Source organism: Bradyrhizobium sp. 147, assembly GCF_023073935.1.
In the GTDB taxonomy this organism is placed as follows: domain Bacteria; phylum Pseudomonadota; class Alphaproteobacteria; order Rhizobiales; family Xanthobacteraceae; genus Bradyrhizobium.
Map to the genome: position 1 here is coordinate 124,882 of NZ_JADPKL010000097.1, position 24,843 is coordinate 149,724.

Genomic DNA, 24,843 nt, shown 5'->3' on the forward strand with positions numbered 1-24,843 from the left:
CCCCTCGGCCAAAACGGCGCCCGGACCAGACCTTGCCCTCGGAAGGCTTCAGGCGGGCCGGAACAGCCCCTTATATAGGGGGAAGTATGGCGAAGTCACAGCGACCGTTGCGCGCGGAGGTTAACGGCGGCGCGAGGCCCTCTTGCTGAGGAGGCGCAAAGCGCCCCGCTTCCGCCGGCGGCCATGCTTCGAGACGCCCGCTTCGCGGGCTCCTCGGGATGAGGACCTGCGCTCGCAGAACCAGCGCTGACGCCTTTACCAGCTTGCCGGCAACCGCTTCAGGCCGCGCAGCACGAAGGTCGGCCGCCATTCCGGGGTTTCGACATCGTCGATGCGCAAATCGGGCAGCCGCCGCAGCAGCGTCGCGATGGCGATCTCGGCCTCGATGCGCGCCAATTGGGCCCCCAGGCAGAAATGGATGCCGCCGCCGAATGACAGCGGCTTCACGTTCTGGCGGGTGACGTCCAACCGGTCGGGCCGGTCGGGATAGACCGCCGGATCGCGGTTGGCCGAGCCGAGCAGGCAGAGCACGGTCTCGCCCTTGGGGATCTTCACCCCGCCGAGATCGTCGATGTCCTCGAGCGCGACGCGCCCGGTCATCTGCACCGAGGAGTCGTAGCGCAAAAATTCCTCGATCGCGCCCACCATCAGCTCGGGCCGCGCCTTCAAAAGCGCGAGCTGGTCCGGATTGCGGTGGAGCGCCAAAAGGCCGTTGCCGATCAGATTGACGGTGGTCTCGTGACCGGCGCCGAACAAGAGGATGATGTTGGCGGTCAATTCCTCATTGGTGAGCTTGTTGCCGTCCTCCTCGGCCTGCACGAGCTGGGTGATGAGATCGTCGCCGGGACTGCGGCGGCGCAGCTCGAACAGCTGCTGGAAGTACATTTGGGCCATCAGGTTGCCGGCGTTGCCCTGCTTGATCTCTTCCGGCGACAGCGGCACCGGGTCGAGCAGCCGCCCGCCGTCGCGCGAGCTCTTGTAGAACACCTCGCGGTGCTCCTCGGGGATGCCGAGCATGTCGCAGATGATGGTGACAGGCAGACGGAAGGCGAAATCCTCGATCAGGTCCATGTGGCCGCCGTCGATCACCGCATCGATGGTCTGGTCGACGATCTCCTGGATGCGCGGGCGCATGTCCTCGACGCGGCGGGCGGTGAAGGCCTTCACGACCAGGCCGCGCAGGCGGGTGTGATCGGGCGGATCGGCTTGCAGCATCCAGTGGCTCATGCTGCGGAACACCGGCTCGTCCATGATCTTTTCGCTATAGCGGCGCTTGGTGCGTTCGACGAAATCCTTGCCGAAGCGCTTGTCGCGCAGCACCAGGCTGACATCGGCGTGTCGGCTGGTGACGAATTGGCCGAATGGCGTCACATGGATCGGATCGATCGTGCGCAGCCGATCATAATGCGGATAGGGATCGCGGATGAAGTCCGGCGACAGCGGGTTGAACAGCGGATCGGTGTTCGGGCCTTGATTCACGCCTTGCACTTGCTCGTTCATGGTGACCTCAGATCGGTTGCCGCATGACACGCATACGCAAGGCTGCCCCACAGCCCGGCGTAACCATCCCTTCGAATTATCAACTCGATACATTGTTGTATCGAGTTGCATTCTGCCCTAGGCTGCCGGGATGTCAAGGGTGAGAACCAGGCCGACCAGGGACGATACGCGCGACAGATTGTTCGAGGCGGCCGCGCGCGTGTTCGAGCAAGACGGTATCGGCGGCGCCAGCATCGAGGCGATCGCGGCCGCGGCGGGTTTTACCCGCGGCGCGTTCTATTCCAACTTCAAGAGCAAGGACGAGCTGATCATCGCCATGCTCGCGGACCATGTCGAGCAGTCGATCCGGCGCAACATGGACATCCTCGCGCAGCACGACAATCTCGACGATTTCATCGCGGCGCTGAAGACGATGGACCGCAGCAAGCAGGATCCACTCGGCCGCTCGCCGCTGCTGCACATGGAGATGATCCTGTTCGTCGCGCGCGCCGAGAAGCGCCGCCCGGAACTGGCAAAACGCCTGCGCGCGCGGCGCAAGCTGGTCGCCGACATCGTCGAGGCGACGTTGAACAGCAACGGGCGGAATGACAGTCTGAACCCGCCCTGGATGGCCGCCGTCGTGCTCGCACTGGAAGACGGCTTCCGCCTGCACCGGCTGATCGACCCCGAGACGACGCCGGCCGACAGCTTTCTGCGCGCGATCACGGATCTGCGGCGGAGGACTGGGTTGGCGTCGGAATAGGATGTGGCTTCGCAGGATCGTCGCGTTTCCACGTCCCGCCGAGACGCGGCGCATAATGTGCCGCCAGGGCGAGAGCGACAATGCGGTGCATGCGGAACCTATTGTGCAGCTTCGCTCTGCAGCGCGTGCAGCCGGCCGGCCACCACCCGCACCTTGCGCGGCGCGGCCCGCCAGATCGAGAGCGCCGACAATGCGCTCACGATCACGGCAATGCCGAAGGCGAGCGTGTAATCGCCGGCGCGATCATAGAGACAGCCGGTCACCCAGGGACCGGCGGCACCGCCCGCCAGCGCGGCCAGCATGATCGTGCCAAAAATGCTGCCCTGGTGCCGGCCCTGGAAGATCTCGAACACCACCGCGCCCATGATCGAGGTGAGGCCGTAGCCGAGCGCGCCTTGCGTGAACACCATGAGATAGACCAGCCACAATGACGGCTGGAACTTCAGCGCCATCAGCGCCGCGAAGCAGATGGCAAAACCCGCGCAGCTGATGGCCCACACCCATTCCCGCCCGATCCGGTCGGAGACATGGCCGAGCAGGATCTGGCCGGGAATGCCGAGCAGGCTGACGATGCCGAGCGCCCACACCGCGACGCCAGGGCTGAAGCCGATATCGAGCAGGAATTTGGTCTGGTGCACCTGCACCGCGTACCAGATATACAGGCCGCAGAAATAACCGAGCGCGATCCACCAGAATCGTGCAGTTGCGACGGCACGCTTCAGCGTCCATTCGGTGCCGGCCCAGACCGGATCGACGACATTGGAGACGGGCTTTGCCGCTCCCGCGAGCGGGGCGGCATCGCCGTCCGGCTCAAGGCCGATGTCCTCGGGGCGCTTGCGCAGCAGCAGATTGATCGGCGCCAGAACGATCAGGACCAGCAGCCCCATCGCGGTGCAGGCGGTGCGCCAGCCGGTCTGTTCGATCATGTGCTGCACCCATGGCAGCAGCGTCACCGAGCCGATGCCGACGCCGGCGAAGGCGATGCCGATGGCGAAGCCGCGCTTGCGGATGAACCAGTTCGGCAGGAACAGCGACTGGCCGGAATAGCCGAGACAGACCGAGCCGGCGCCGACCATGACGCCGATGGTGACGTAGAGATGCCAGGGCGCGCTGGTGAGCGGCGCGAGCAGCAGACCGCCGCCCATCAGCACGACGCCGAGCTCCATCACGGCGCGCGGGCCGGCGCGGTCCATGAGGCGGCCAATCAGCGGGCTGACCACGCCCGACACCACGAAGCCGAAGGAGAACGCGCCCGCGGTGACGCCACGCTCCCAGCCGAACTCGGAGATGATGGGAGGAAAGAACAATGAAAAGGCAGTGCGCGCGTTGACGCCAATGGCCATGGTGACGAAGGTCACGGCGACTACGACCCAGCCGTAGAAGAACGGAAACCGCATGTTTGTGTTTCATTCCTGGACGATCCTTCCGACCATCCGGAGATGCCCGGGTCAAGCGCTTTTCGTGCATGCCTCTTGAGCGGCCGCGCAATTTGCGCGCACCGCCCAGATCATCTCGAACGCCGAAGGAGGGACGTTCAAAGCGGTGGATCGTCTTTAACGCCGCCGCGTCCAGTGGTCGGCATTGACGGCGCCCTGCGGGATCGCTCCCTGCACGATCGCTTCGACCTGACGCACCGTTTCCAGCGACTGATATTCGATTGCCTGCGGGGTCAGGCCACCGACATGCGGCGTGGCGATCACGTTCGGCAGTTTCGCTAGCTCCGGCGTCGGCATCTGATCGGGCGCGCGGCCGACATCCATTGCCGCGCCGGCGATGCGATGCTCGATCAATGCCCGCGCCAGCGCCGCCTCGTCGACGAGATTGCCGCGTGAGAGATTGATGAAGACGGCATGCTTCTGCATGCGCGCCAGTGCCGCTTCCCCAATCAGGTTCTCGGTCTGCTCGTTGGCAATCGCGAGGCAGACGACGTAGTCCGACACGGCGAGCAGCTCATCAAGACCGACCTGCCGGATCGCAGCATCGCTGACGGTCGCGAAGGGATCGGCGACCAGCACCTCCATGCGCAGCACTTTTGCCACCTCGGCGAGATAACGCCCGATGCTGCCATAGCCGATGATGCCGATCCGGCTGCCCGCGAGCTGGCGGCCCATCCGTGCTTCCGCCTTGCGGCCGGCCTGGTAGTCGGCGGTGGTTCGCGAGACGCCGCGGGAGAGATCGACCATGAAGCCGAGCGCGAGCTCGGCCACCGCCTGCACGAAGCCCGGGCCGGCGCGGGTCACGAGCACGCCCGCCCTTGATGCCGCGTCGACATTGATGTTACGGATGTCGACGGCGCAGCGGACGAATGCACACAGGCGCGGCAGCTGCGCAAAGATCTCGCCGCGCCCCTCCGTCATGCGATCGGCAACGATGATGTCAACGTCCTTGGCCGCACGCACGAGCCCGGCAGCGTCGAGCGGCTCGTCGCCATCGTGCAGCATCACCTCGGCGGTCGCGCGCAGGCCATTCAGGCTGCGATCGCCGTAGTAGTTCCGCCGCATCTCCGGCGTGTGGGCGAGCAGGACTTTCACGACGACACTCCTTCAATAGCCGAACGCGCGCGGCAGCGCCGTCGAGAGCCACGGCACGAAGGCGATGACGAGCAGGCAGAGGAACAAGAGGCCGAGATAGGCCATGATCGGCTTCACCGTCTGCTCGATCGGCACGTTACCGATCAGGCAGGCGCCGTAGAGCCCGAGCCCGAGCGGCGGCGCGAACAGGCCGATGCCCATGGCGATGACAAGCACGACGCCGAAATGCAGGGGATCTATTCCGAGCTGCACGGCGACCGGCAGCAGCAGCGGTCCGAAGATGATGAGGGCGGCCGCGCCTTCCAGCACCGAGCCCATCACGATCAGCACGGCAATCGCCAACAGGATGAACAACCAGACGCCTGAGGTCTTGGACAGTCCCAGCATGAAGTCGCCGACCGCATGCGGCACCTGCTGCAAGGTCAACGTGAAGGCCAGCGATTGCGCGGCGGCCACGATGAACAGCACGAGACCCGCGCGCGTCGCCGCCTGCACGAAGCTGTGCGCGGCGGACTTGAAGCCGAGCTCGCGGAACACCACGCTGCCGACGACCAGCGCATAGGCGACGGCGAAGGCCGAGATCTCGGTCGCGGTGGCAAAGCCGGTCTTGAAACCGAAGAAGATCATGAAGATCAGGCCGAACGAGGCGATCGCGCCGCTCCACAGGCCCGACACCGGCATCTGCGGCTCGACCTCCTCTATCTTGTCCGGCCGCTTGCCGAAGATGATGGACACCGCGATCAGCACCAGCGCCATCAGCGCCGACGGCAGGAGGCCTGCGACGAACAGGCCGCCGATCGACAGGTTCGCGACGAAGCCGAGGATGATCAAATTGATGCAGGGCGGAATGGTCTCCGCCATCACCGCGGACGCTGCAAGCAGCGCCACCGCGCCGCCCGGATTCTGCTTCGAGCGCCGCGCCGCCGGGATCAAGACGGAGCCGACCGCGGCGACGTCCGCCATCTTCGAGCCGGAGATGCCGGAGAACAGCACCATCGAGGCCACCATCACGACGTTCAATCCGCCGCGCATCCGCCCCACCGCGCGCTGCAAGAGCTCGATCAGGCGCACCGACATGCCGTTGGCTTCCATGAGATAGCCGACGAGGATGAAGAAGGGGATCGCGAGCAACACGAAATTGTCGATGCCCCGCGCCATCTGCTGGGCGAAGATGACGCCGGGCAGCGCGCCCTCGATCCAGATGAAGATGAGCGCGGCGAGTGCCAGCGCAAAGCCGATCGGCAATCCGCCGAACAGGGTGGCGAAGAAGCCGATCAGCATCAAGATGCCCGCCGACGGCACCGATGACGGCGAGAGAAAATCCCAGGCGAGATAAAGGCCGGTGACGACCAGGATCGCAATGAGGCCCCTGACGATATCAGGGAGCGGCCGCATGCAGAGATGGTCGATCGCGAACACCGTCATGAACAGCGCGCCGACACCCATCGGATAGAAGGTCAGCTCCAGTGGCAGGCCGGATCCGGTGGTCTGTCCCGCCGTCAGCGAACCCAGCTTGATGGCGTTGTAGGCGACATAGCCGGAGATCAGCACGACCAGGAGCGCGCTGGCGGCATCGACAAGCGCCTGCAATCGCTGTGACAGCAGATCCCGGAAGAACGACACGCCGACATTCTCGCCGCGCGCGAGCGCGCTCGCCGCGCCGAAGAAGGCCGAGCCAACCATCAGTCCGCGCGCGACGTCGTCGGACCATTCGACCGGCGCGTTGAAGAAGAAGCGCAGCAGCACGGAGGCGCAGACCACCACGAGATCGGCGACCAAGAGAATGGCTGCGATCGCGTCGCTGAGGCGAAGCAGCATGGTGATGCTCCCGTGGCGGCCGCCCGAGAGAGGCACGGCGGCTGTCATCGCCAGCTCAGATTTGGCCATCTCAGGCTTGCGTCGCGCGGATGATATCGATGACGGCCTTGGATTCCGGCCGCGCCTTGATGAAGTTCTCGGTCTGCGGCGCCACGCGTTTCCTGAACGCTTCGCGGTCGCATTCGGCCACCGTCACGCCCTTCTCCGTCAACGCCGCCAGCGCCTCCTTCTCGACCGCAAGTCCATGGGTGCGCGTGTCGGCCGCGGCCTTCTTCGCGGCATCGAGGAAGCCCTCGCGCAGCTTCGGATCCATGCGGTTGTAGGTCATGTCGCTGAAATAGATCGCGAGCGGCGAGAAATTGTGCTGCGTCAGCGCATAGAACTTCGCCGTTTCGAAGAACTTGCTGGCCAGGATGGTCGGCGGATCATGCTCCAGCCCGTCCAGCACGCCGGCCTGCAACGCCGTGTAGATTTCGCCGAATGCCAGCGGCGTCGCCGCGGCACCCATCAGGCGCAGGCATTCGGTGATGACCGGGTTCGGCAGCGTCCTGATCTTCAGCCCCGCGAGATCTTCGGGCGTCTTGACCGGCTTCCTCGCCAGCACGCTGCGCGAGCCGAAATTATAGGCCCAGGCGATGATGCGGATGTTGCCACCTTTGAGCAGCGCATCCTCGATCGGCTTGGCGGCGCCGGCGTCGAACGCCTTGGTCTGCTGCGGAAAACTCGAGAAGAGAAAGCCGAGGTCGAAGGTGCCGACCAGCGGCACGAGATTGGCCGAGATCGACGAGCCCGACACCATGAGATCGATGACGCCGAGCTTCACCGAATTGATGACGTCGATCTCCTGGCCGAGTTGGTTGTCTGGAAAGAAGGCGACCTCGATCTGCTCACCGAGGCCGTTCGCCTTCAGGCTCTTGACCAGATTGTCGTAGTAGACGCGGCCGTTGGCGTATTTGGGATCGTTCGGCAGCGAGGACGAGCACTTCAGTTTCAAGGTCGCAGCTTCGGCGCGGCCGACGATCGCGGGAGAGAGCACGAGGCCGGCGGTGACCGCCGCCGATGACTTGATGAACGCGCGACGGTTCACGGGCACGATGGTCATGGTGCGGCTTCTCCCCGATTATTCTTGTTCGCCGCGGTCGTTGCCGCAGCCTGTTACGCAGAATGTATGGCCAAAGCGACGAAGCAGGCAAGGCTAGCGCCAGTCGCGGCAGGGCGGCGCGCGGTGACTGGCGGCAGCATGGGCCGATCGTGAAAACGTCGAGGTTATCCGGGATTATCGATGAGGATCGGCTTGCGCCCGATGTGTGAGGACGAGGGTTTCGTGCGGTGCCACGGATTGATCTAATTGGCGCATGGATCAATGCGCAATTCACATGGATAGCGAACGAACGATGCTCTCCTCCCGGCAGGTCCCCTGCCCCATTTGCCGCGGCCCGCTGCGTGATCCGGCGCACAGACAGCGTGATGGCGCAAACGTACAAAAGGTGACATCGTCGCGCCGATGGAGGTGACGCCCATGCGCCGTCCAGTCTTTTCCAATTTGCTTCTAGCATCCGGTTTTTTTGCGCTCGCACAGTTGATGACGGCGAACGTCGCTGCCGCCGAGGCACGGCTCGCGCTGGTGATCGGCCAATCCGCCTATCGCACCGTCCCGGAACTGCCCAACGCCGCCAACGACGCCAAGGGCATGACGGAGCTGCTCGGCAATGCCGGCTTCACCGTCACCACGGCGGCCAATCTGGCGCAGAGCGAGATGCGTGCGACGATCTCGGATTTCGCCGGCAAGGTCAGCGCCAGCGGCGCCGACACCGTCGCTCTGGTGTTCTATGCCGGCCATGGCCTGCAAATCGACGGCGAGAACTATCTGGTGCCGGTCGATCTCGACCCCAAGCGCGAGGCGGACATTCCGCTCCAGGGCGTGCGGCTGAACGACCTGCTCAACACCCTCGGCGCGCTGCCGACGCGGGCGCGCATCTTCATGCTCGATGCCTGCCGCAACAATCCGTTCCCCGCGCTCAGCGGCGCCGGCCATGGGCTTGCGATCGTCGACACCAAGGCCGGCGCGCCCGGCTCCTTCATCTCCTATTCGACTTCGCCCGGCGCCGAAGCCGAGGACGGCAACGGCATCGACAGCCCCTATACCACCGCCGCGCTGACCATCGCCAAGCAGCCCAATTTGCCGATCGAAGAGGTGTTCAAGCGCATCCGCGTCGCTGTGGCGCAATCGACCGACGGGCGGCAGATCCCCTGGGAAAGCTCGTCGTTGACCACTGATTTCAAGTTCTTCGGCGAGAGCAGCGACCAGCCGCCTGCCCTTCCAGGCGCAAATTCGATGGCGCTCGCCAGCGCCACGCGCAGCGTCGAGGACTGGCGCAAGGATTTGCAGGGCAAGCCCGCCAAGGTCGCCTATGAGCTCGTGATCACTGAGGATACGGTGCCGGCCTATCAGGCCTATATCGAGCTCTACGCACAGGACGCTCAGACGCCGCGCCTGCGCACGGTGCTGGAGCGGCGGCGGCAGATGCTGGCCTGGGAGCGCGCGGTCTCGATCAACACCCGCGCCTCGTTCGAAGCTTATCTTGCGAACTGGGACAACAGCGACTTAGCTGCGACCGCGCGCAGGCTGCTGCTTCGCGTCCAGAACCGCAATTATGGCCAGCCCGTTGCCGCCGCTGCGGCGCCTGCCCCGGTCGCCGTCGCAATGGCGCCGACCTGCCCGTGCTCGACACCGTCGCCGCCGGCAACGCCGGTCAATCCGAGCGTCGCGCCCATCATCAAGAAGCGCGTCGACGACACGCCGCCCAAGCGCAAGGTGGTCGAGACGCCGCCGAAGCGCCGGCCGCCGCCCGAAGAGGTCGTCTACGAGCGTGCGCCGCCCCCGGGGCCGCCGCCCGGCGCCGTGATGCAGGGCATCGGCATCGGTATCGGGATCGGCATGGGAATGGGCGGCGGCCGCGGCGGAGATCATTATCGCGGCGATTACCGCAGATACTGAGCCGGCCCGGCAAAAACAGAGATCCGGCTCGCGCCCATGTGGCGCAAGCCGGATCTACTGCAACAGCACCGGACGATGCGGCGCACGGCGTCGTCGCGTTCAGGACATGCGGCGCGGGCCGATGGCCTCGAACTGCGCCTTCTGCTCGTCATCGAGCGTGGCGTAGAAATCATCGAGCGCCGCGCGCACCGACTTGATCCCATCCAGCATCACGCCGAGGCGCTGGCGGATTGCGGCCATGCGTGCCGGCGGTGTCATCACGTCATTGGGCTCGCAGGCTGCCTTGAGCGATGCACTGACCTTGGCGCTGGTATCCTGGAGCACCTGGAGGGCCGCGCGCTGGGTATCGTTCGGACGAATCCTCTCCTCGATCGTGGCGCCGGGCCAATCGAACGCGGAGGACGCGCCGCAATTCTGCACCGGCGATCGACTCGCATCGTTCGATGCGGTCGCGCGCCGCTGGTCGCCGGCCAGCGCATTGAAGCGCGCCTTCTGCTCGTCAGTCAGCGAGCCATAGAACTTGTCGAGCGCAGGCTGGACCAGATCGACGGCCTTCTGCATGGCTTCGACACGCTGCTGCATTGCCGCGAGCCGGCCGGGCGCCGTCGCTGCGGCCTGCGTCGGACAGGATGTGCGGATCAGCGCTGCAGCGTCCATCGAGGCATTGCCGAGCGCATCGAGATCGGCGCCTTGCGCATCGCTCGGCTGCACCGCCGCTGCAATCTGATCGATCGGCAGACCGACGATGGCACGGCGGTCGCTGCCGCAGAGCTGATCGAGCGGCGCGCTGCGCGCCCGCCGTCGTCCCTGCGGCTGCTGCGGCAGATAGGCCGACAACCGATCATAACCGTAGGGGCCGAAAATGCCGGCGTAGATGTCCGGATAACCGTAGCCCCAGAAGCCGAGACCGTCGCCCCAGATCGTGTAGTCGTAGAGATCATTGTAGGCGAAGGGCCAGAACAGCGGTCCGACCCAGCCATAGCCGCCACCCGCATGCTGCCACCATCCACTGCTTGCGCCGCTCCAGCCGGCCAGTGCGGCCGCGGTCGCGATCTGCGCACGCGCCACTGGATTGCTGATCAGCCGGCCGTTCCGAAATGTGCTTGAGTTGAGCGCATTGCGGAAGTTCGCGGGCCGTATCGCCGCGTTGCGGATGTGACCGAAATTGGGGCTGCCGCGCCGGGTGCCTGTTGCGAACCGCATCCCGCGGTGATGCCCGCCGCCGTGCGCGTGCCCGCCGCCGTGGCCGCGGAAATGGCCGCCACCATGATGACCACCGCCGTGCCCGCCTCCGTGCCCGCCACCATGGCCACCGCCATGTCCGCCCTTCGCCAGCGCCGCGCCTGCCAGCATGCAGGCAAACGCCACCGCGGCAATTCCAACGACCGGTCGCATCATCACGCCCTCCCGCGCAAAGCCCTGCCATTGAGGCATCGGAACTTAGCGGGAATGGAACCGGCAACGTTGCCGAAAGTTCCCGGCTCTCGCTGCGCGGGCCCTAGGCCTCCGGCACGATCTTGCCGGGGTTGAAAATATTGAGCGGATCAAGCGCCTTTTTCAGCGCCCGCATCGCATCCAGCGCTTCGGGACCGAGTTCGGCCTTGAGATATTTCTGCTTGCCTTGGCCGATGCCGTGCTCGCCCGTGCAGGTGCCGTCCATCGCCTGCGCGCGCTCGACCAGGCGATGCATGAACTCCTCGCCGCGCGCCATCTCGTCGGGATCATTGACGTCGCAGACCAGCGAGCAATGGAAATTGCCGTCGCCGACATGACCGACGATCGGCGACAGCAAGTTGAGCCGCTTGAGATCCTCCTCGGTCTCGCTGACGCAGTCGGCGAGGCGCGAGATCGGCACGCAGACGTCGGTCGCAACGACGCCGATGCTGTCGCCGGGCCGCAGCGCCTTCACCGACCAATAGGCATCGTGCCGCGCCTGCCACAGTTTGGTGCGGTCCTCCGGCTTTGTGGTCCAGGAGAACTCGCCGCCGCCGCACTCCTTCGCAATCTCGCCGAAGGCCTTGGACTGCTCGGCGACCTCGATTTCGCTGCCGTGGAATTCCATCAGCAAAAGCGGCGTCTCCGGCAGCGTCAGCTTCGAATAGGCATTGCAGGCCTTGACCTGCGCGGCATTGAGCAGCTCGATGCGCGCCACGGGAATGCCGGTCTGGATCGCCAGGATCACGGCCTGACAGGCGCCGTGCACGGTTTCGAATGACACCGCACCCGCCGCGATCGTCTCGGGGATACCGCGCAGGCGAATGGTCAATTCCGAGATGATGCCGAGCGTGCCTTCGGCGCCGACAAACAGATGGGTGAGGTCGTAGCCGGCGGATGATTTCTTGGCGCGCGTGCCGGTGGTGATGATCTCTCCGTCGCCGCGCACCACCTTCAAGGCCAGCACGCTGTCGCGCATGGTGCCGTAGCGCACCGCATTGGTGCCTGAAGCGCGCGTCGAGGCCATGCCGCCGAGCGAAGCATCCGCGCCGGGGTCGATCGGGAAGAACAGGCCCTGGTCGCGCAGATGCTCGTTGAGCGCCTTGCGGGTGACGCCGGGCTGGATCACGCAGTCGAGGTCCTCGGCATGCACCGCGAGCACCTTGTTCATGTCGCGCAGGTCGATCGAGATGCCGCCGGCGGGCGCGTTGACCTGGCCCTCGAGCGAGGTGCCGGTGCCAAAGGGAATGACAGGGACGCGATTTTTGGCGCAGATCCGCACCACGTCCTGGATGTCGGCGGTCTCCTGCGCCATCACCACGCCGTCAGGCGGCTGGTTCGGAATCCACGTCGTGGTATGGCCGTGCTGTTCGCGAACGGCCTGCGAGGTGATGAGGCGGTTGCCGAAGCGTGCGGCAAGCTGTTCCAGCGCGCTTGTGAGGGCTTTCGGCTCCGGCCGCGGCGGATTATTGGTGATGGTCGTGCCCACGGAATTCCTCCCGACAGAAGGACCGTGGCAAAGGACATAAAATCGGTCAAGTCAAGGGACCGGACACATGGCTAGGGAAGGACATATGCCGGAGACTGCCGCCTCAGCGCCACAAGCCGAGCCATTCCGCGCCGCGATCATGCAGATCGAGCCGCAATGGATTGACTACAACGGCCATCTCAACATGGCCTATTACAACGTGATGTTCGACCGCGCGATCGACCAGCTCTGGCTCGAGCTCGGGATCGGGCCGGCCTACATGAAGGAGCGAGGCGGCTCGACTTTCACCGCCGAATGCCATGTGCGGTATCTGCGCGAGATCCACCTCGGCGATCCCGTACAGATCTTCGTCTGGCTGCTGGACGCCGACGACAAGCGGCTGCACACCTTTGAGGAGATGCGTCATGCAGGCGAAGGCTGGCTGTCGGCAACTTCCGAGAACATGTCGCTGCACATGGACATGAAGGCGCGGCGCGTTGCGCCATTTCCGCCCGATATCCAGGCGCGCATCGCCGCGGTCACAAAGGCGCACAGCACCCTGCCCCGCCCCGTGGGCATCGGCCGTAGCGTGGCGATGCCCGCGAAGCGGTAGCCGCTATATCCTGTTGCGGCCGCGGGCCAAGCCGACCACGGCGGAGACCAGGAACAGGACGACCGCGATGAAGAAGATGATCTTGGCGATCTCGATCGAGGCACCGGCGATGCCGCCGAAGCCCAGGATACCCGCGATCAGTGCGATAACCAGAAACGTCACAACCCAGCCAAGCATGGTCAAACCCTCGTCTTGATGTCCGTCTTGCGTCTGGCGCGGCTGGCCGCGCCGCCTGCCCAGACAATCTCGACGCGAGAACGATGGTTCCGGCCCACGCAGGAGCGAAATTCGCTGCTTTCGCAGGAACAAATCGGCCCGCCGCGCACGTGGAAAACCCTGTCCATCGCCCCATATAGGGACTAATCCCTGTTAAGAAGCTCCCTTCCGCCACCCCGCGGTGCGATCGTGGGGCCAATGATTCGCATGACCGAGCCGAGCAAGATCACCAACGCTCCCGACCACCAGCCCGCAGCCGGCGGCATTGCCGCGCGTGCGCGGGCCTCCGTCGGTCCGAAATACCTCTCCGGGCTCAATCCGGAGCAGCGCGAGGCGGTGGAGACCCTGGACGGCCCGGTTCTGGTGCTGGCTGGTGCCGGCACCGGCAAGACGCGCGTCCTGACCACGCGCATCGCCCACATCCTGAGCCAGGGCCGCGCCCGCCCCGCCGAGATCCTGTCGGTGACCTTCACTAACAAGGCCGCGCGCGAGATGAAGCACCGGCTCGGCCAGATGCTGGGCCACGCGGTCGAGGGCATGCCGTGGCTCGGCACCTTCCACTCGATCGGCGGCCGCATCCTGCGCGTCCATGCCGAGCTGGCGCAGCTCAAGTCGAACTTCACCGTGCTCGACGTCGACGACCAGGTCCGGCTGCTCAAGCAGCTCCTGCAAGCCGAGAACATCGACGACAAGCGCTGGCCGGCGCGCATGCTGGCCGGGCTGATCGACGGCTGGAAGAACCGTGGCCTGATGCCGTCGCAGGTGCCCTCGGGCGAGGCCGCTGTCTTTGCCAACGGCAAAGGCGGCAAGCTCTATGCAAGCTACCAGGAGCGGCTGAAGATATTGAACGCCGCCGATTTCGGCGACCTGCTCTTGGAAAACATCCGCATCTTCCGCGAGCATCCGGACATCCTGCGGCAGTACCAGCAGCGCTTCAAATTCATCCTGGTCGACGAGTACCAAGACACCAACGTCGCGCAATATCTGTGGCTGCGGCTGCTGTCGCAGGCGCCGGCATCAACCAAAGCCGTCATTCCGGGGCGCGTCGAAGACGCGAACCCGGAATCTGGAGATGAGTCCTCAGCTCGAGATTCTGGGTCTGCGCCTTCGGCGCATCCCGGAATGACGGTGGCGGCTGCAGGCCCCACCAAAAACATCTGCTGCGTCGGCGACGACGACCAGTCGATCTATGGCTGGCGCGGCGCCGAGGTCGACAACATCCTGCGCTTCGAGCACGATTTTCCGGGCGCCAAGGTGATCCGCCTCGAGCGCAACTACCGCTCGACCGGCCACATCCTCGCCGCCGCCTCGCATTTGATCGCGCATAACGAAGGCCGACTCGGCAAGACGCTGCGCACCGAGGACCAGGACGGCGAAAAAGTCACGGTGACGGGCTCGTGGGATTCCGAAGAGGAAGCGCGCGGCATCGGCGAGGAGATCGAGCAGCTCCAGCGCCAGGGCGAGAAGCTGAACGAGATCGCAATCCTGGTGCGCGCCTCATACCAGATGCGCGAGTTCGAAGACCGCTTCGTCACGCTCGGCCTGCCCTATCGCGTCATCGGCGGGCCGCGCTTCTACGAGCGCGCCGAAATCCGCGACGCGCTGGCTTACTTGCGCGTCATCAATTCGCCGGCCGACGATCTTGCCTTCGAGCGCATCGTCAATACGCCCAAGCGCGGCCTTGGCGACGCCACCGTGCAGATGCTGCACGATCACGCCCGCAAGCGCCGCATCCCGCTGTTCGAAGCGGCCCGCGCGGTGGTCGAGACCGACGAGCTGAAGCCGAAGGCGCGCGGCTCGCTTCGCGATCTCATCACGCAGTTCGACCGCTGGCGCGTCCAGCGCGAGGTCACGGCGCATACGGACCTCGCCCAGATCGTGCTCGACGAGAGCGGCTACACCGAGATGTGGCAGAAGGACCGTTCGGCCGATGCCGCAGGCCGGCTGGAGAACCTGAAAGAACTGGTGCGCTCGATGGAGGAGTTCGAGAACCTGCAAGGCTTCCTCGAGCATATCTCGCTGGTGATGGACCGCGACGGCGGCGCCGAGGACGACGCCGTGTCGCTGATGACGCTGCATTCGGCCAAGGGGCTCGAGTTCGACAACGTCTTCCTGCCCGGCTGGGAGGAAGGCCTGTTCCCGAGCCAGCGCACGCTGGACGAGCAGGGCCGCGCCGGCCTCGAGGAAGAGCGCCGGCTCGGCCATGTCGGCCTGACCCGCGCCCGCCGCCGTGCCATGATCTATTTTGCGACCAACCGGCGCATCCATGGCACCTGGTCGACCACGATCCCGTCGCGCTTTCTCGACGAATTGCCGGCGGCCAATGTCGAGATTACGGAATCCAAGGGCGGCTCGGCCTGGGGCGGCACCGGCGGCTACGGCGCCTCGCGCTTCGACGACATGGAGGCGTTCGGCTCCAGCTATTCGACGCCGGGCTGGCAGCGGGCGCAGGCCAACCGCAATCGGGGCGGCGGCCGCACCGGCGGCGGCAGCGGCGGTTTCGAGGAAGAGGCCGCCTCGTTCTCGTCTTCGTCCTCGCCCGATTTCGGCAGCTTCTCCTCGCGCCGCCGCGGGCCCCTGACCATCGAGGGCGAGCTGGTCGCCAAATCCACCGGCACGACGTCCGAATTCTCGCTGGAAGACCGCGTCTTCCACCAGAAATTCGGCTACGGCCGCGTCACCAAGATCGACGGCAACAAGCTCACCATCGCCTTCGACAAGGCCGGCGAGAAGAAGGTCGTGGACAGCTTTGTGCAGCGGGCGTGAGCGCCCGTCCCCTGTTGCAGCGGTGTTACGCCGCCGCGTTTCTTCCGCTCGCCCCTTGACCATCACGAACTTCCCCGTATCAGATGAAGCCCATGGTCCGGGGCTCCATCACATTGATCGTGCTTGCATTGGGATTGCCGTCGCTCGCAGCGGCGGAGACCATGAGCTTTGGCGATGCGATCGGCAAGCTGGCGGCGAGCTGCGGCGCGGAAATCGTCGCCAATTGCCGCGGCGTCAATCCGGACTCGACCCGCCTGAAGGAGTGCCTGTCGCGCAACCGCGACGTGCTGTCGCCGCAGTGCCAGAGCGACTATCTCGGCGTCTTCGACGCCATCCAGAAACGCGTTGCCGCGCGCGTCACGGTGGCGAACGCCTGCCAGCGCGAGATCGTCAAGGTCTGCGGCGGCTCGACCAGGGAGACCAGCAAGTCGATCCCCTGCCTGGCCTCGACCCCCAAGGGCATCAGCAACAATTGTCTGAAGGCCATCGACGACGCGGGGTATCGCTGATGCGCGCGAAGGGGCTCGCCACCGCCGGACTAGGCATCGCGCTGGGCTTGGTCCTGCTCGCGAGCGCGGCCGGCGCGCAGACGGCAGCACCGACCCGCGACGACATCGTCGGCAAGCTCAACCATTTCGAGGAAGCCGCCGAGGTCGATCTTCCCGCGCTGAAGCAGCAGGTGATGGAGCGCGCCAAGGCCAGGATCAAGAATGATCCCGGTCCGGTGAACCGGCCGTTGATCGCGCCCGATCTTGCCAAGCTGCCCGCCTTCAACGCACAGATTCAGTTCGACGCCGACACGCCGATCATCCAGCCGGCGTCTTACCAGACGGTGGGCCGCATCGCAGACGCGTTGGTGCATTCCTCGCTGCTCCCCTACACTTTCCTGATCGTCGGCCATGTCGAGTCCAATTCGAAGACGCGCGAGGCGAACGCGATCCTGAGCCAGCGCCGGGCAGACGCGATCCGCGACGTGCTGGTGAACACGTTCAAGATCTCGACCAAACGGCTGCATCCGATCGGCCTCGGTGAAGAGCAACTTCTCGACCGGGCCAAGCCGACATCCGCCGTCAACGGCCAGTTGCAGATCCTGACCTATGCCAGGTTGCCGGAAGAGCCTGCGCACCCTGCTGCGGCACCTGCGCCTGCGGCGAAAAAGCCCGCCAAGAAACGCTGAGCGCGTGCATCCCAGCGTCCAACGGAACCCTTTGAAGTTTTGACCATTTTGTGACCTGTCTCACAGCGCAACAGCACGGTTTCGCGCGACAATAGGGCCGGTTTGTGCACCGCCCGGTCAGGTGCTATACGCTTTTTTCGTCCTTCCCCGACCCTGTGCTGAACGAGAGCGAGATGGCTGGCTATTTTCAACGCCAACTGGCCGACTACGTCGAATATCATCGCGATCCCTGGAACTGCGCGATGCACGTGGTCGGCATCCTGTTGCTGTTCACCGGCGCCGTGCTGCCGCTGACCCTCGTGGATGTCTCCGTCTTCGGGATCGAGGTCAGCCTGGCGGTGATCATGGCGCTGCCCGTACTGGTCTACTGGCTGATGCTGGACGCCGGGATCGGGTTCGCCATCCTGGTCGCGATGATCGTGCTGCTTTCGGTCGCAACCGCAATCGGCAATCAGGTTTCGCTCGCCATGATGTGGTCGATTTTTGCCGTGCTGATCGGCATTGGCGTCGCAGCGCAAATCGTCGGTCACAAGGTTTTCGAGGAACGGCAGCCGTCGATGGTCGACCACCCCACGCATTTCCTGCTTGGACCGATGTTTGTCATGGCGAAATTATTCATTGCATTGGGCTTCCGTCGCGACCTTGCCGCGATTCTGGCGCCTCTTCCGGCCAATTCCCTTTCGACCCGATAACTTCCAGAAGCGAAACAGCAAACCGTCTTCATGGCTCTCGTACTGGTTACCGGTGGCAGCGGCTTCATCGGACATCATCTCGTAGAAGCGCTCCGCGCCCGCGGGCAGCGGGTGCGTGTCCTCGATGTCCGTCCGCCGGCCGCGGCGCACGCGGACGTTGAATATGCCCATGGCTCGGTGCTGGACCGCGATGCGGTCGATGCCGCGCTGACCGGCGTCGATCAGGTCTATCACCTCGCCGGCCTCCCCGGCATGTGGGTCGCCAACAAGCAGGACTTTCACGAGGTCAATTGCCGCGGCACAGAAATCGTGCTCGCGGCCGCAATCAAGCGCGGCGTGTCGCGCTTCCTGCACTGCTCGACCGAATCGATCCTGTTCCCCTATTCCGACCTCAACGGTGTCCCCGCCGAAGAGGCGCTGCAGCCTGCCGATGCGATGCCCGGCGCCTATACACGCTCGAAGTCGCTCGCCGAGCATTGTGCCGCGAAGGCCGCAGCAAGTGGCTTTCCGCTCGTGATCGGCACGCCGACCATGCCGATCGGTGCCGCCGACCACAATCTGACGCCGCCGACGGCGATGCTGTGGTACTTCCTCCAGAAGAAGGTGCAGCCGCATCTCAACTTCCTGGTCAACCTCGTCGACGTCCGCGACGTCGCCATGGGCCTCGTGCTGAGCATGGAACGGGGCCGGGTTGGCCAGCGCTACATCCTGGGCGGCGACTGCGTCCCGCTCGGCAACATCCTGCGGATGATGTCGGCGATGAGCGGCCGGCGGCAGTTTCCAATCGTCGTGCCCGGCAGGATCGCCGAGCTCTCCGCGGTCATGCTCGAATACATCGCCGATCGCATCACGCGCCGGCCGCCCAACGGCACTGCCGAGGGCGTGCGCATTGCGCTGGCCGCGAGCGACCTCTCGATCGGCAAGGCGCGCACCGAGCTCGGCTATTCGCCGCGTCCGATCGAGCCTGTGCTGCGCGAAACCATCACCCATCTTCTCGCCCGCAACGGTCAGTCGGCCTCCGGCGCGCTCGAGCATCACGCGCTCTCTTCGCGCGCGAGCTGAGCTTTCCGCCCAACGCAAAGAACCTTCATGTCCTTCGATTTCAGCAAGCTTCTCTCTGTCGCCTGGGGTGGTTGGACCACGACCTGGCCGACGCAACTGCTCGCCTTGATCTGGCTCGCCTGGCTCGTAAGCTGGGTCGGGGCCTCGTTCTGGCAAGGCCGCACCCAGAAGCAGGTGATGACGCTGGAATCCGGCCGCTATCGAATCCCGATCCTGGTCGGCGGCATCCTGTTCACGCCGTGGACGGCCGAAGTGCTGAACGAGAAGCCGCTCTGGGTGTTCAGCAACACCGGCGTCTACATCACGGCCCTGATCGTGCTCGCCGGCATCTCCTTCACCTGGTGGGGACGGCTGCATCTCGGCAAGTTCTGGTCCAACACCATTACCCATAAGGAAGATCATCGCGTCGTCGACACGGGCCCCTACGGCATCGTGCGCCACCCGATCTATACCGGCCTGATCGCGGGCATGCTGGCGACCGGCATCGCGGTCGGCACCGTCACCGCAATCCTCGGCGCCATCCTGATCTCGCTCGGCATGTGGCAGAAGGGCCGGATGGAAGAGGTGTTCCTGTCGAAGGAACTGGGCGAAGACGCCTACGGCGCCTATTGCCGCCGCGTGCCGATGATCATTCCGTTCCTGTCGCCGCGGTGACGTAACCAGCCGCATATCGTCCGACGTCGTCCTGACGAAAGCTTGGCTATCTCCAGGACGACGCTGGGGAAGCAGTGCGTGGGACCGCATCAACGCTGCCTGTTATGAGGAACCACCGCTCCCTGCCCCGGTTACCCACGACGCCTGCAACTAACCGCAGAGCCTCGCCATGTCTGATGCCTACGATTATTTTCGCGAGCACGCGATTGCCGCCGTCCGTAAGGCGCGGGCGTTGCCGCCCGGGCGGCCGAAGCGAAAGCAGCGCACCGTGGCGCGGGTCTATCACCTCCTGTCCAAGGAGGCCGCGCTTGCGCCGAACATCCATCATCTCGATGATTTTCGCGCGGCACGGCGGCTTGAGCGGCAGATCGGCCGCTGATCTCCCCGCACAGCCCGTCGGCGCTCATCCCATGCAAATTCGATCGGCTGCCATTCCAATGGAATAGACCCTGACGACGCACCGCACAGGTTGACGTCCGAGCCGCCAGCCAGTTGGATGCGCGCGCAAACAGGGGCTTCTCATGACGTTTTCAGGCATCTTTGCGCAGTTCGTTGCGCTCCTCGGCGGCATCGCGCTGCAATGGCGGAAGCTATCGGGCACCGAGCCCGCACCCGCCTGGGGAGAGAAGCCTGCGATCCCCGAGGCCAAGCCGCAAGGCACGATCCCGACGCTCAAGATGCCGACCGCACGCGGCTGGAGCGCAGGCCAGAAGCCGTCCGTCGCGCCCGGGCTCCAGGTCAATGCGTTCGCGACCGGCCTCGATCATCCGCGCTGGATCGAGGTGCTGCCCAACGGCGATGTGCTGATCGCGGAAGCGACGCAGATCGCCAGCCCTCCGCGCACCGTGTTTCACTACGCGATGCAAGCGACGATGCGGCGCGCCGCCGCGCTCGGCGTTTCCGCCAACCGCATCACGCTGCTGCGCGACAGGGACGGCGACGGCGTTGCGGAGGTTCGCGGCGCCTTCATGGAAAACCTTAGCCAGCCGTTCGGCATGGCGCTGGTCGGCGACACCTTCTACGTCGGCAACACCGACGGCGTGATGGCGTTTCCCTACGTCGCGGGCGCCGATCGCATAACTGCGCGGGGCAAAAGGCTCACCAATTTCAAGCCGGGCGGCCACTGGACCCGTAGCCTGCTTGCGAGCCCCGACGGCAAGAAGCTCTTTGCCGGCGTCGGCTCGCTCAGCAACATCGCCGAGATGGGGATGGAGGTCGAACAAGGCCGCGCCGCGATCTATGAGCTCGACCTCGCCGCCGGCACGCATCGCATTTTTGCTGCCGGCCTGCGCAATCCGGTTGGCCTGGCTTGGGAGCCCACGACGGGCGTGCTCTGGACTGTCGTCAACGAGCGCGATGGGCTCGGCGACGAGACACCGCCGGATTATCTGACCTCGGTGCGCGACGGCGGTTTCTATGGCTGGCCCTATTGCTACTGGGGCAAGACGGTGGACGACCGCGTGCCGCAGGATCCGGCGATGGTCGCCAAGGCGCTGCAACCGGACTATGCGCTCGGCGGCCACACCGCTTCGCTCGGCCTGTGCTGGATGCCCGCGGGCACCCTGCCCGGCTTCCCCGACGGCATGGTCATCGGCCAGCACGGCTCGTGGAATCGCAGCAAGCTGTCCGGCTACAAGGTGGTGTTCATCCCGTTCGAGAATGGTCGTCCGTCCGGCCCCGCGCGCGACATCCTCTCGGGCTTCCTCGCGCCCGATGAGAAGGAATCCTACGGCCGCCCGGTCGGCGTCGCGATCGGCCCAGACAAGTCGCTATTGATGGCCGACGACGTCGGCAACGTGATCTGGCGCGTGACGGGCGCTTAGAGGATCACGTCCCAACGCAGAGCGTAGCGCGCTGCTTGCGCAGCAGCGCGATCACCGACAGCGCCGTGATCAACCCCGTCTTGGGATTTTCGGACGGGATGTTCTCGATTCCCATCGAGAAGCGTGCGGAATCTGCCTCGACCTCGATGCGGTGAACGTTGCGCGTCACGTTCGGGTCGGCCCAGATCTGCACTTGGGTGCGATCCGGCCCGACGCCGGCAAGCGACAGCGCGACCGCGACGTTGAGATTGGCCGGGAAACCCTTTGCGGCCTCGCGCGCGCTGCCTTCGAACAGCTTGAGCGGCTCGCGCAGCTTGTCGATATCGATGCTGTTCTCGAGGATGAACGGCGCGCCCTTCAAGCCGTCGATCGGCTTGCGCGTCACCATCTTCACCGAATGAATGGTGCCGATTGCGGCCGCGTTGACGGCGTCGAGCCCGATCAGCGCGCCGGTCGGCACGATGATGCGGCCGCCATTGGCGCGGGCGACATCGACGAGATCGAAATTGTCGAGCAGCCCGCCGACGCTGACCACGAGCGCGGCCTTGCCGCGCCTGACCACTGGCTCGACGATCTCGCGCAGATGCCGGCTCGGTGCACATTCCACCACGATGTCGGCGGCATCGCCGAGCTGATCAATCGACAGCACGGATGGCGTCCGCCGCAGGCCGCTGAGAAACGCCCGATGCTTGACGGGATCGCGCACCGCCACCGCCGACAGTGTCAGTCCCTCGATGCCTTGATCCAACGCAGATGCGATCTTGGTGCCGATCGAGCCCAATCCCGCGATGGCAATCCGCAAATCGCTCGAAGCCTTATGTTCGGTCATCGCATCCCACTTTCTGGCTGGATTGATGTCATAGCGTATCGTTTTCTGTATAAGCCAGTGCGAATTGAGCTCGCCTTACCAGTCCCCGGCATGGCGTGGACTGTGATCCGCCGCCGCAATCCCACTGATACGGAGTATTCTCATGCGCACCCATTCGATCGCAGCCATTCCCGCCGACGGGATCGGTCCCGAGGTCATCTCGGCCGGAATCCGCGTGCTGGAGGCTCTGGCAAAACGCAGCGGCGACCTCGCCTTCAACGTCAAAACGTTCGACTGGGGCTCGGACTATTACAAGAAGCACGGCGTGATGATGCCGGTCGATGGGCTCACCGAGCTGAAAAAATTCGATGCGATCTATTTCGGCGCGGTCGGCGCGCCCGACGTGCCTGACCACATCACGCTGTGGGGGCTGCGCCTGCCGATCTGCCAGGGCTTTGACCAATACGCCAACGTGCGGCCGACAAAAATCCTGCCGGGCGTCGCCTCGCCGCTGCGCAATGTCGGCGTCGGCGATCTCGACTGGGTGATCGTGCGCGAGAATTCGGAAGGCGAATATGCCGGCATGGGGGGCCGCGCCCACAGGGGCCTGCCGGAAGAGGTCGGCACCGAAGTCGCGGTCTTCACCCGCGTCGGCGTCACCCGGATCATGCGCTATGCATTTGAGCTCGCGCGATCGCGCCCGCGCAAGCTGCTCACGGTCGTGACCAAGTCGAACGCGCAGCGCCATGGCATGGTGATGTGGGACGAGATCGCGGCCGAGGTCGCCGCTGATTTTCCCGACGTCAGCTGGGACAAGATGCTGGTCGATGCCATGACGGTGCGCATGACGCTGCATCCGAAGAGCCTCGACACGATCGTGGCGACCAATCTGCATGCCGACATCCTCTCAGATCTCGCCGGCGCACTGGCGGGCAGTCTCGGCGTGGCGCCGACCGGCAACATCGATCCGCAGCGCCGCTTCCCCTCGATGTTCGAGCCGATCCACGGTTCCGCCTTCGACATCACCGGCAAGGGCATCGCCAATCCGGTCGCAACGTTTTGGACCGGCGCGCAGATGCTCGAGCATCTCGGCGAGAAGGATGCGGCGAGCCGGCTGATGGCCGCCGTCGAGCGCGTCTGCGCAGCCGGCGTGCTGACGCCCGATGTCGGCGGCAAGGCGACGACGAAGGAAGTGACGGATGCCGTGATCGATGCGATCCACGGGTCGAACGTCTGATCGCCACTCTCCGTGATGGCCGAGCTTGTCCTCGGCCATCCACGACCTTTCGTGCGGCACCAAGAACGTGGATGCCCGGGACGAGCCCGGGCGTGACGAATTTGCGGAACAGCCGGACGCTCAATGAATGCTGCTTTCGCAGCGATGATGCGCTCTACCTCCGCCCCGCGGGAGCCGCCGGCGGCGTCGCCATCGCGGCGGCCGGCGCCGGAGGGGTGAGGTGGCGCGGAACGATGATGGTCTGGCCCGGGACGAGCTGCGCGTTCTCCGGCAATGAATTGCTCTGCGCGAGCGACCACAGCGGCACGCGGTTGGCAGCGGCGATGCTCTCCATGGTGTCGCCGCGACGAATCGGCAGCCGAACTCCGCTATCCCACAACTCGACCAGTGCATCGCCGGGCACGAGATAGCGCAGCGGCACGGCGTCAGCCTGGGCCTGCGGTGGGATGCGCGGCAACTGCGTCACCATCTCGACGATCTGGCGATGGATGTCGTCGGACTTCTCGATGTTGATGTGCGAGACGCGCGCGTTTTCCTTCAGATCATAGCTCGCGTAATGGCCGCGAAAACCGGGCACCGCCACGACGTCGCCGCCGCCCAGCACGCTGTCGGACAGGAAGATGTTGATGAAGCGTTCGACATTGAGCGGGACGTCGCCGGTCGCATGCGCGGGATCGATGGCGATGACAAGGCTGATCGGGACGTTCTCCTTCGCCGCCATCTCGGAGATGACGATCGAGCACAGCCCGCCCATGGAATGGCCGACCAGCACGATCGGTGCCGCCTTCTCCTTGTAGCTGGCGATGACACGGTTGCCGATCAGCCGGCACAGGGTGAATTCATAGACATCGGCCGAGAAGCCGGCCTGGGTCAGTTTCTCGCCGAGCCGGTCCATGCCGGTCGAGAAGATCGGGCCCATGGCGCCGCGGAACAGGTAGACCCTCGGCGGCGGCAATGGCTCGAACGGGGGCGGCGGCGGCGCGGCGGGGACGGCCGCGGTGGCCTTGGACTTGGCCGGTGAGGCCGCGGCCATGCCGCTGCTCATGGCGAGCAGCGCAACCGCGGCCAGCGCGACTAGTCGCCTCAAATGAATCATCAGTCCACCAGTCCCACCACGGAAGGCAACAGCCTCCCTGCCGGGCTTAGTGACCACCGATTGGGTGGATTTTGGGGCACGGGAACCGGCTGCCCCCCTCGCAAATTCTATCGAGCTGCCGCGTATCCGCGGGAGATGACAGGCTTTGCGACGATCGGCCTCAGGCCGGCGTCGCGAGACGCTAAAGCGGCAGAATCCGGTTCAAGAG

Annotated in this window: 22 protein-coding genes; 12 read left to right on the forward strand and 10 right to left on the reverse strand. The window is 65.2% G+C overall.

The features are described from left to right. Nucleotides 1–255 precede the first annotated feature (255 nt). Complete coding sequence (locus IVA87_RS24840; RefSeq protein WP_247335466.1) at nt 256–1,500, reverse strand: cytochrome P450; 1,245 nt, start codon at nt 1,498–1,500, stop codon at nt 256–258. 130 nt (nt 1,501–1,630) lie between these two features. Here IVA87_RS24840 and IVA87_RS24845 point away from each other — a divergent pair, with 130 nt between their 5' ends. Then, entirely contained in the window at nt 1,631–2,242 is a 612-nt protein-coding gene (locus IVA87_RS24845) for a TetR/AcrR family transcriptional regulator (protein WP_247335468.1), read from the forward strand. Nucleotides 2,243–2,340: 98 nt separating this feature from the next. Here the strand turns inward: IVA87_RS24845 and IVA87_RS24850 are convergent, their stop codons facing one another. From IVA87_RS24850 to IVA87_RS24865, 4 genes are all read right to left on the reverse strand, one after another. Further along, nucleotides 2,341–3,639: an MFS transporter gene (locus tag IVA87_RS24850; protein WP_247335471.1), complete on the reverse strand. Its 1,299-nt coding sequence runs from the start codon at nt 3,637–3,639 to the stop codon at nt 2,341–2,343. 156 nt (nt 3,640–3,795) lie between these two features. Continuing rightward, entirely contained in the window at nt 3,796–4,773 is a 978-nt protein-coding gene (locus tag IVA87_RS24855) for an NAD(P)-dependent oxidoreductase (RefSeq protein ID WP_247335473.1), read from the reverse strand. 12 nt (nt 4,774–4,785) lie between these two features. Continuing rightward, entirely contained in the window at nt 4,786–6,639 is a 1,854-nt protein-coding gene (locus IVA87_RS24860) for a TRAP transporter large permease subunit (RefSeq protein ID WP_247335611.1), read from the reverse strand. A gap of 22 nt (nt 6,640–6,661) precedes the next feature. Then, a complete protein-coding gene (locus IVA87_RS24865; RefSeq protein ID WP_247335477.1) occupies nt 6,662–7,693 on the reverse strand; it encodes a TRAP transporter substrate-binding protein in 1,032 nt (343 codons plus the stop codon). 417 nt (nt 7,694–8,110) lie between these two features. Here IVA87_RS24865 and IVA87_RS24870 point away from each other — a divergent pair, with 417 nt between their 5' ends. Beyond that, nucleotides 8,111–9,589, forward strand: coding sequence for a caspase family protein (locus tag IVA87_RS24870; RefSeq protein WP_247335479.1), 1,479 nt, complete (start codon nt 8,111–8,113; stop codon nt 9,587–9,589). A 99-nt stretch (nt 9,590–9,688) separates the two neighbouring features. Here IVA87_RS24870 and IVA87_RS24875 read toward each other — a convergent pair whose 3' ends face one another. Both IVA87_RS24875 and IVA87_RS24880 read right to left on the reverse strand, forming a co-directional pair. Further along, nucleotides 9,689–10,987: a Spy/CpxP family protein refolding chaperone gene (locus IVA87_RS24875; protein ID WP_247335481.1), complete on the reverse strand. Its 1,299-nt coding sequence runs from the start codon at nt 10,985–10,987 to the stop codon at nt 9,689–9,691. Between the two features lie 100 nt (nt 10,988–11,087). Then, entirely contained in the window at nt 11,088–12,512 is a 1,425-nt protein-coding gene (locus IVA87_RS24880; protein ID WP_247278501.1) for an FAD-linked oxidase C-terminal domain-containing protein, read from the reverse strand. Between the two features lie 85 nt (nt 12,513–12,597). Here IVA87_RS24880 and IVA87_RS24885 point away from each other — a divergent pair, with 85 nt between their 5' ends. After that, complete coding sequence (locus tag IVA87_RS24885; protein ID WP_247335484.1) at nt 12,598–13,104, forward strand: thioesterase family protein; 507 nt, start codon at nt 12,598–12,600, stop codon at nt 13,102–13,104. A 3-nt stretch (nt 13,105–13,107) separates the two neighbouring features. Here the strand turns inward: IVA87_RS24885 and IVA87_RS24890 are convergent, their stop codons facing one another. Next, entirely contained in the window at nt 13,108–13,281 is a 174-nt protein-coding gene (locus tag IVA87_RS24890; protein ID WP_008556598.1) for a DUF1328 domain-containing protein, read from the reverse strand. 237 nt (nt 13,282–13,518) lie between these two features. Here IVA87_RS24890 and IVA87_RS24895 point away from each other — a divergent pair, with 237 nt between their 5' ends. From IVA87_RS24895 to IVA87_RS24930, 8 genes are all read left to right on the forward strand, one after another. Further along, nucleotides 13,519–16,086: a UvrD-helicase domain-containing protein gene (locus IVA87_RS24895; protein ID WP_247335487.1), complete on the forward strand. Its 2,568-nt coding sequence runs from the start codon at nt 13,519–13,521 to the stop codon at nt 16,084–16,086. A gap of 92 nt (nt 16,087–16,178) precedes the next feature. Further along, the gene (locus tag IVA87_RS24900) at nt 16,179–16,595 is read left to right on the forward strand and encodes a hypothetical protein (protein ID WP_247306656.1); all 417 of its coding nucleotides are present in this window, start codon (nt 16,179–16,181) and stop codon (nt 16,593–16,595) included. Continuing rightward, nucleotides 16,595–17,263, forward strand: a complete 669-nt coding sequence (locus tag IVA87_RS24905; protein ID WP_247335489.1) for an OmpA family protein — start codon at nt 16,595–16,597, stop codon at nt 17,261–17,263. Before IVA87_RS24900 ends, IVA87_RS24905 begins: the two co-directional genes overlap by 1 nt. Before the next feature lie 173 nt (nt 17,264–17,436). After that, nucleotides 17,437–17,955 (forward strand): Mpo1-like protein, encoded by a 519-nt coding sequence (locus tag IVA87_RS24910; protein WP_247335491.1) that lies wholly within the window; start codon nt 17,437–17,439, stop codon nt 17,953–17,955. A 30-nt stretch (nt 17,956–17,985) separates the two neighbouring features. Next, nucleotides 17,986–19,017, forward strand: coding sequence for an NAD-dependent epimerase/dehydratase family protein (locus tag IVA87_RS24915; protein WP_247335492.1), 1,032 nt, complete (start codon nt 17,986–17,988; stop codon nt 19,015–19,017). A 27-nt stretch (nt 19,018–19,044) separates the two neighbouring features. Continuing rightward, nucleotides 19,045–19,671: an isoprenylcysteine carboxylmethyltransferase family protein gene (locus IVA87_RS24920; protein ID WP_247278494.1), complete on the forward strand. Its 627-nt coding sequence runs from the start codon at nt 19,045–19,047 to the stop codon at nt 19,669–19,671. A 169-nt stretch (nt 19,672–19,840) separates the two neighbouring features. Next, the gene (locus tag IVA87_RS24925) at nt 19,841–20,050 is read left to right on the forward strand and encodes a hypothetical protein (RefSeq protein WP_247306666.1); all 210 of its coding nucleotides are present in this window, start codon (nt 19,841–19,843) and stop codon (nt 20,048–20,050) included. Nucleotides 20,051–20,192: 142 nt separating this feature from the next. Then, nucleotides 20,193–21,494 carry a sorbosone dehydrogenase family protein gene (locus tag IVA87_RS24930; RefSeq protein WP_247335494.1) on the forward strand — a complete coding sequence of 434 codons (1,302 nt, stop codon included), beginning with the start codon at nt 20,193–20,195 and terminating at the stop codon, nt 21,492–21,494. 4 nt (nt 21,495–21,498) lie between these two features. On the opposite strand, the gene IVA87_RS24935 is transcribed toward IVA87_RS24930, so the two are convergent. Further along, a complete protein-coding gene (locus IVA87_RS24935) occupies nt 21,499–22,323 on the reverse strand; it encodes an aspartate dehydrogenase (RefSeq protein ID WP_247335496.1) in 825 nt (274 codons plus the stop codon). Between the two features lie 142 nt (nt 22,324–22,465). Here IVA87_RS24935 and IVA87_RS24940 point away from each other — a divergent pair, with 142 nt between their 5' ends. Further along, nucleotides 22,466–23,539, forward strand: coding sequence for a tartrate dehydrogenase (locus tag IVA87_RS24940; protein ID WP_247335497.1), 1,074 nt, complete (start codon nt 22,466–22,468; stop codon nt 23,537–23,539). Between the two features lie 154 nt (nt 23,540–23,693). Here IVA87_RS24940 and IVA87_RS24945 read toward each other — a convergent pair whose 3' ends face one another. Then, a complete protein-coding gene (locus tag IVA87_RS24945) occupies nt 23,694–24,635 on the reverse strand; it encodes a LysM peptidoglycan-binding domain-containing protein (protein ID WP_247306693.1) in 942 nt (313 codons plus the stop codon). Nucleotides 24,636–24,843 lie beyond the last annotated feature (208 nt).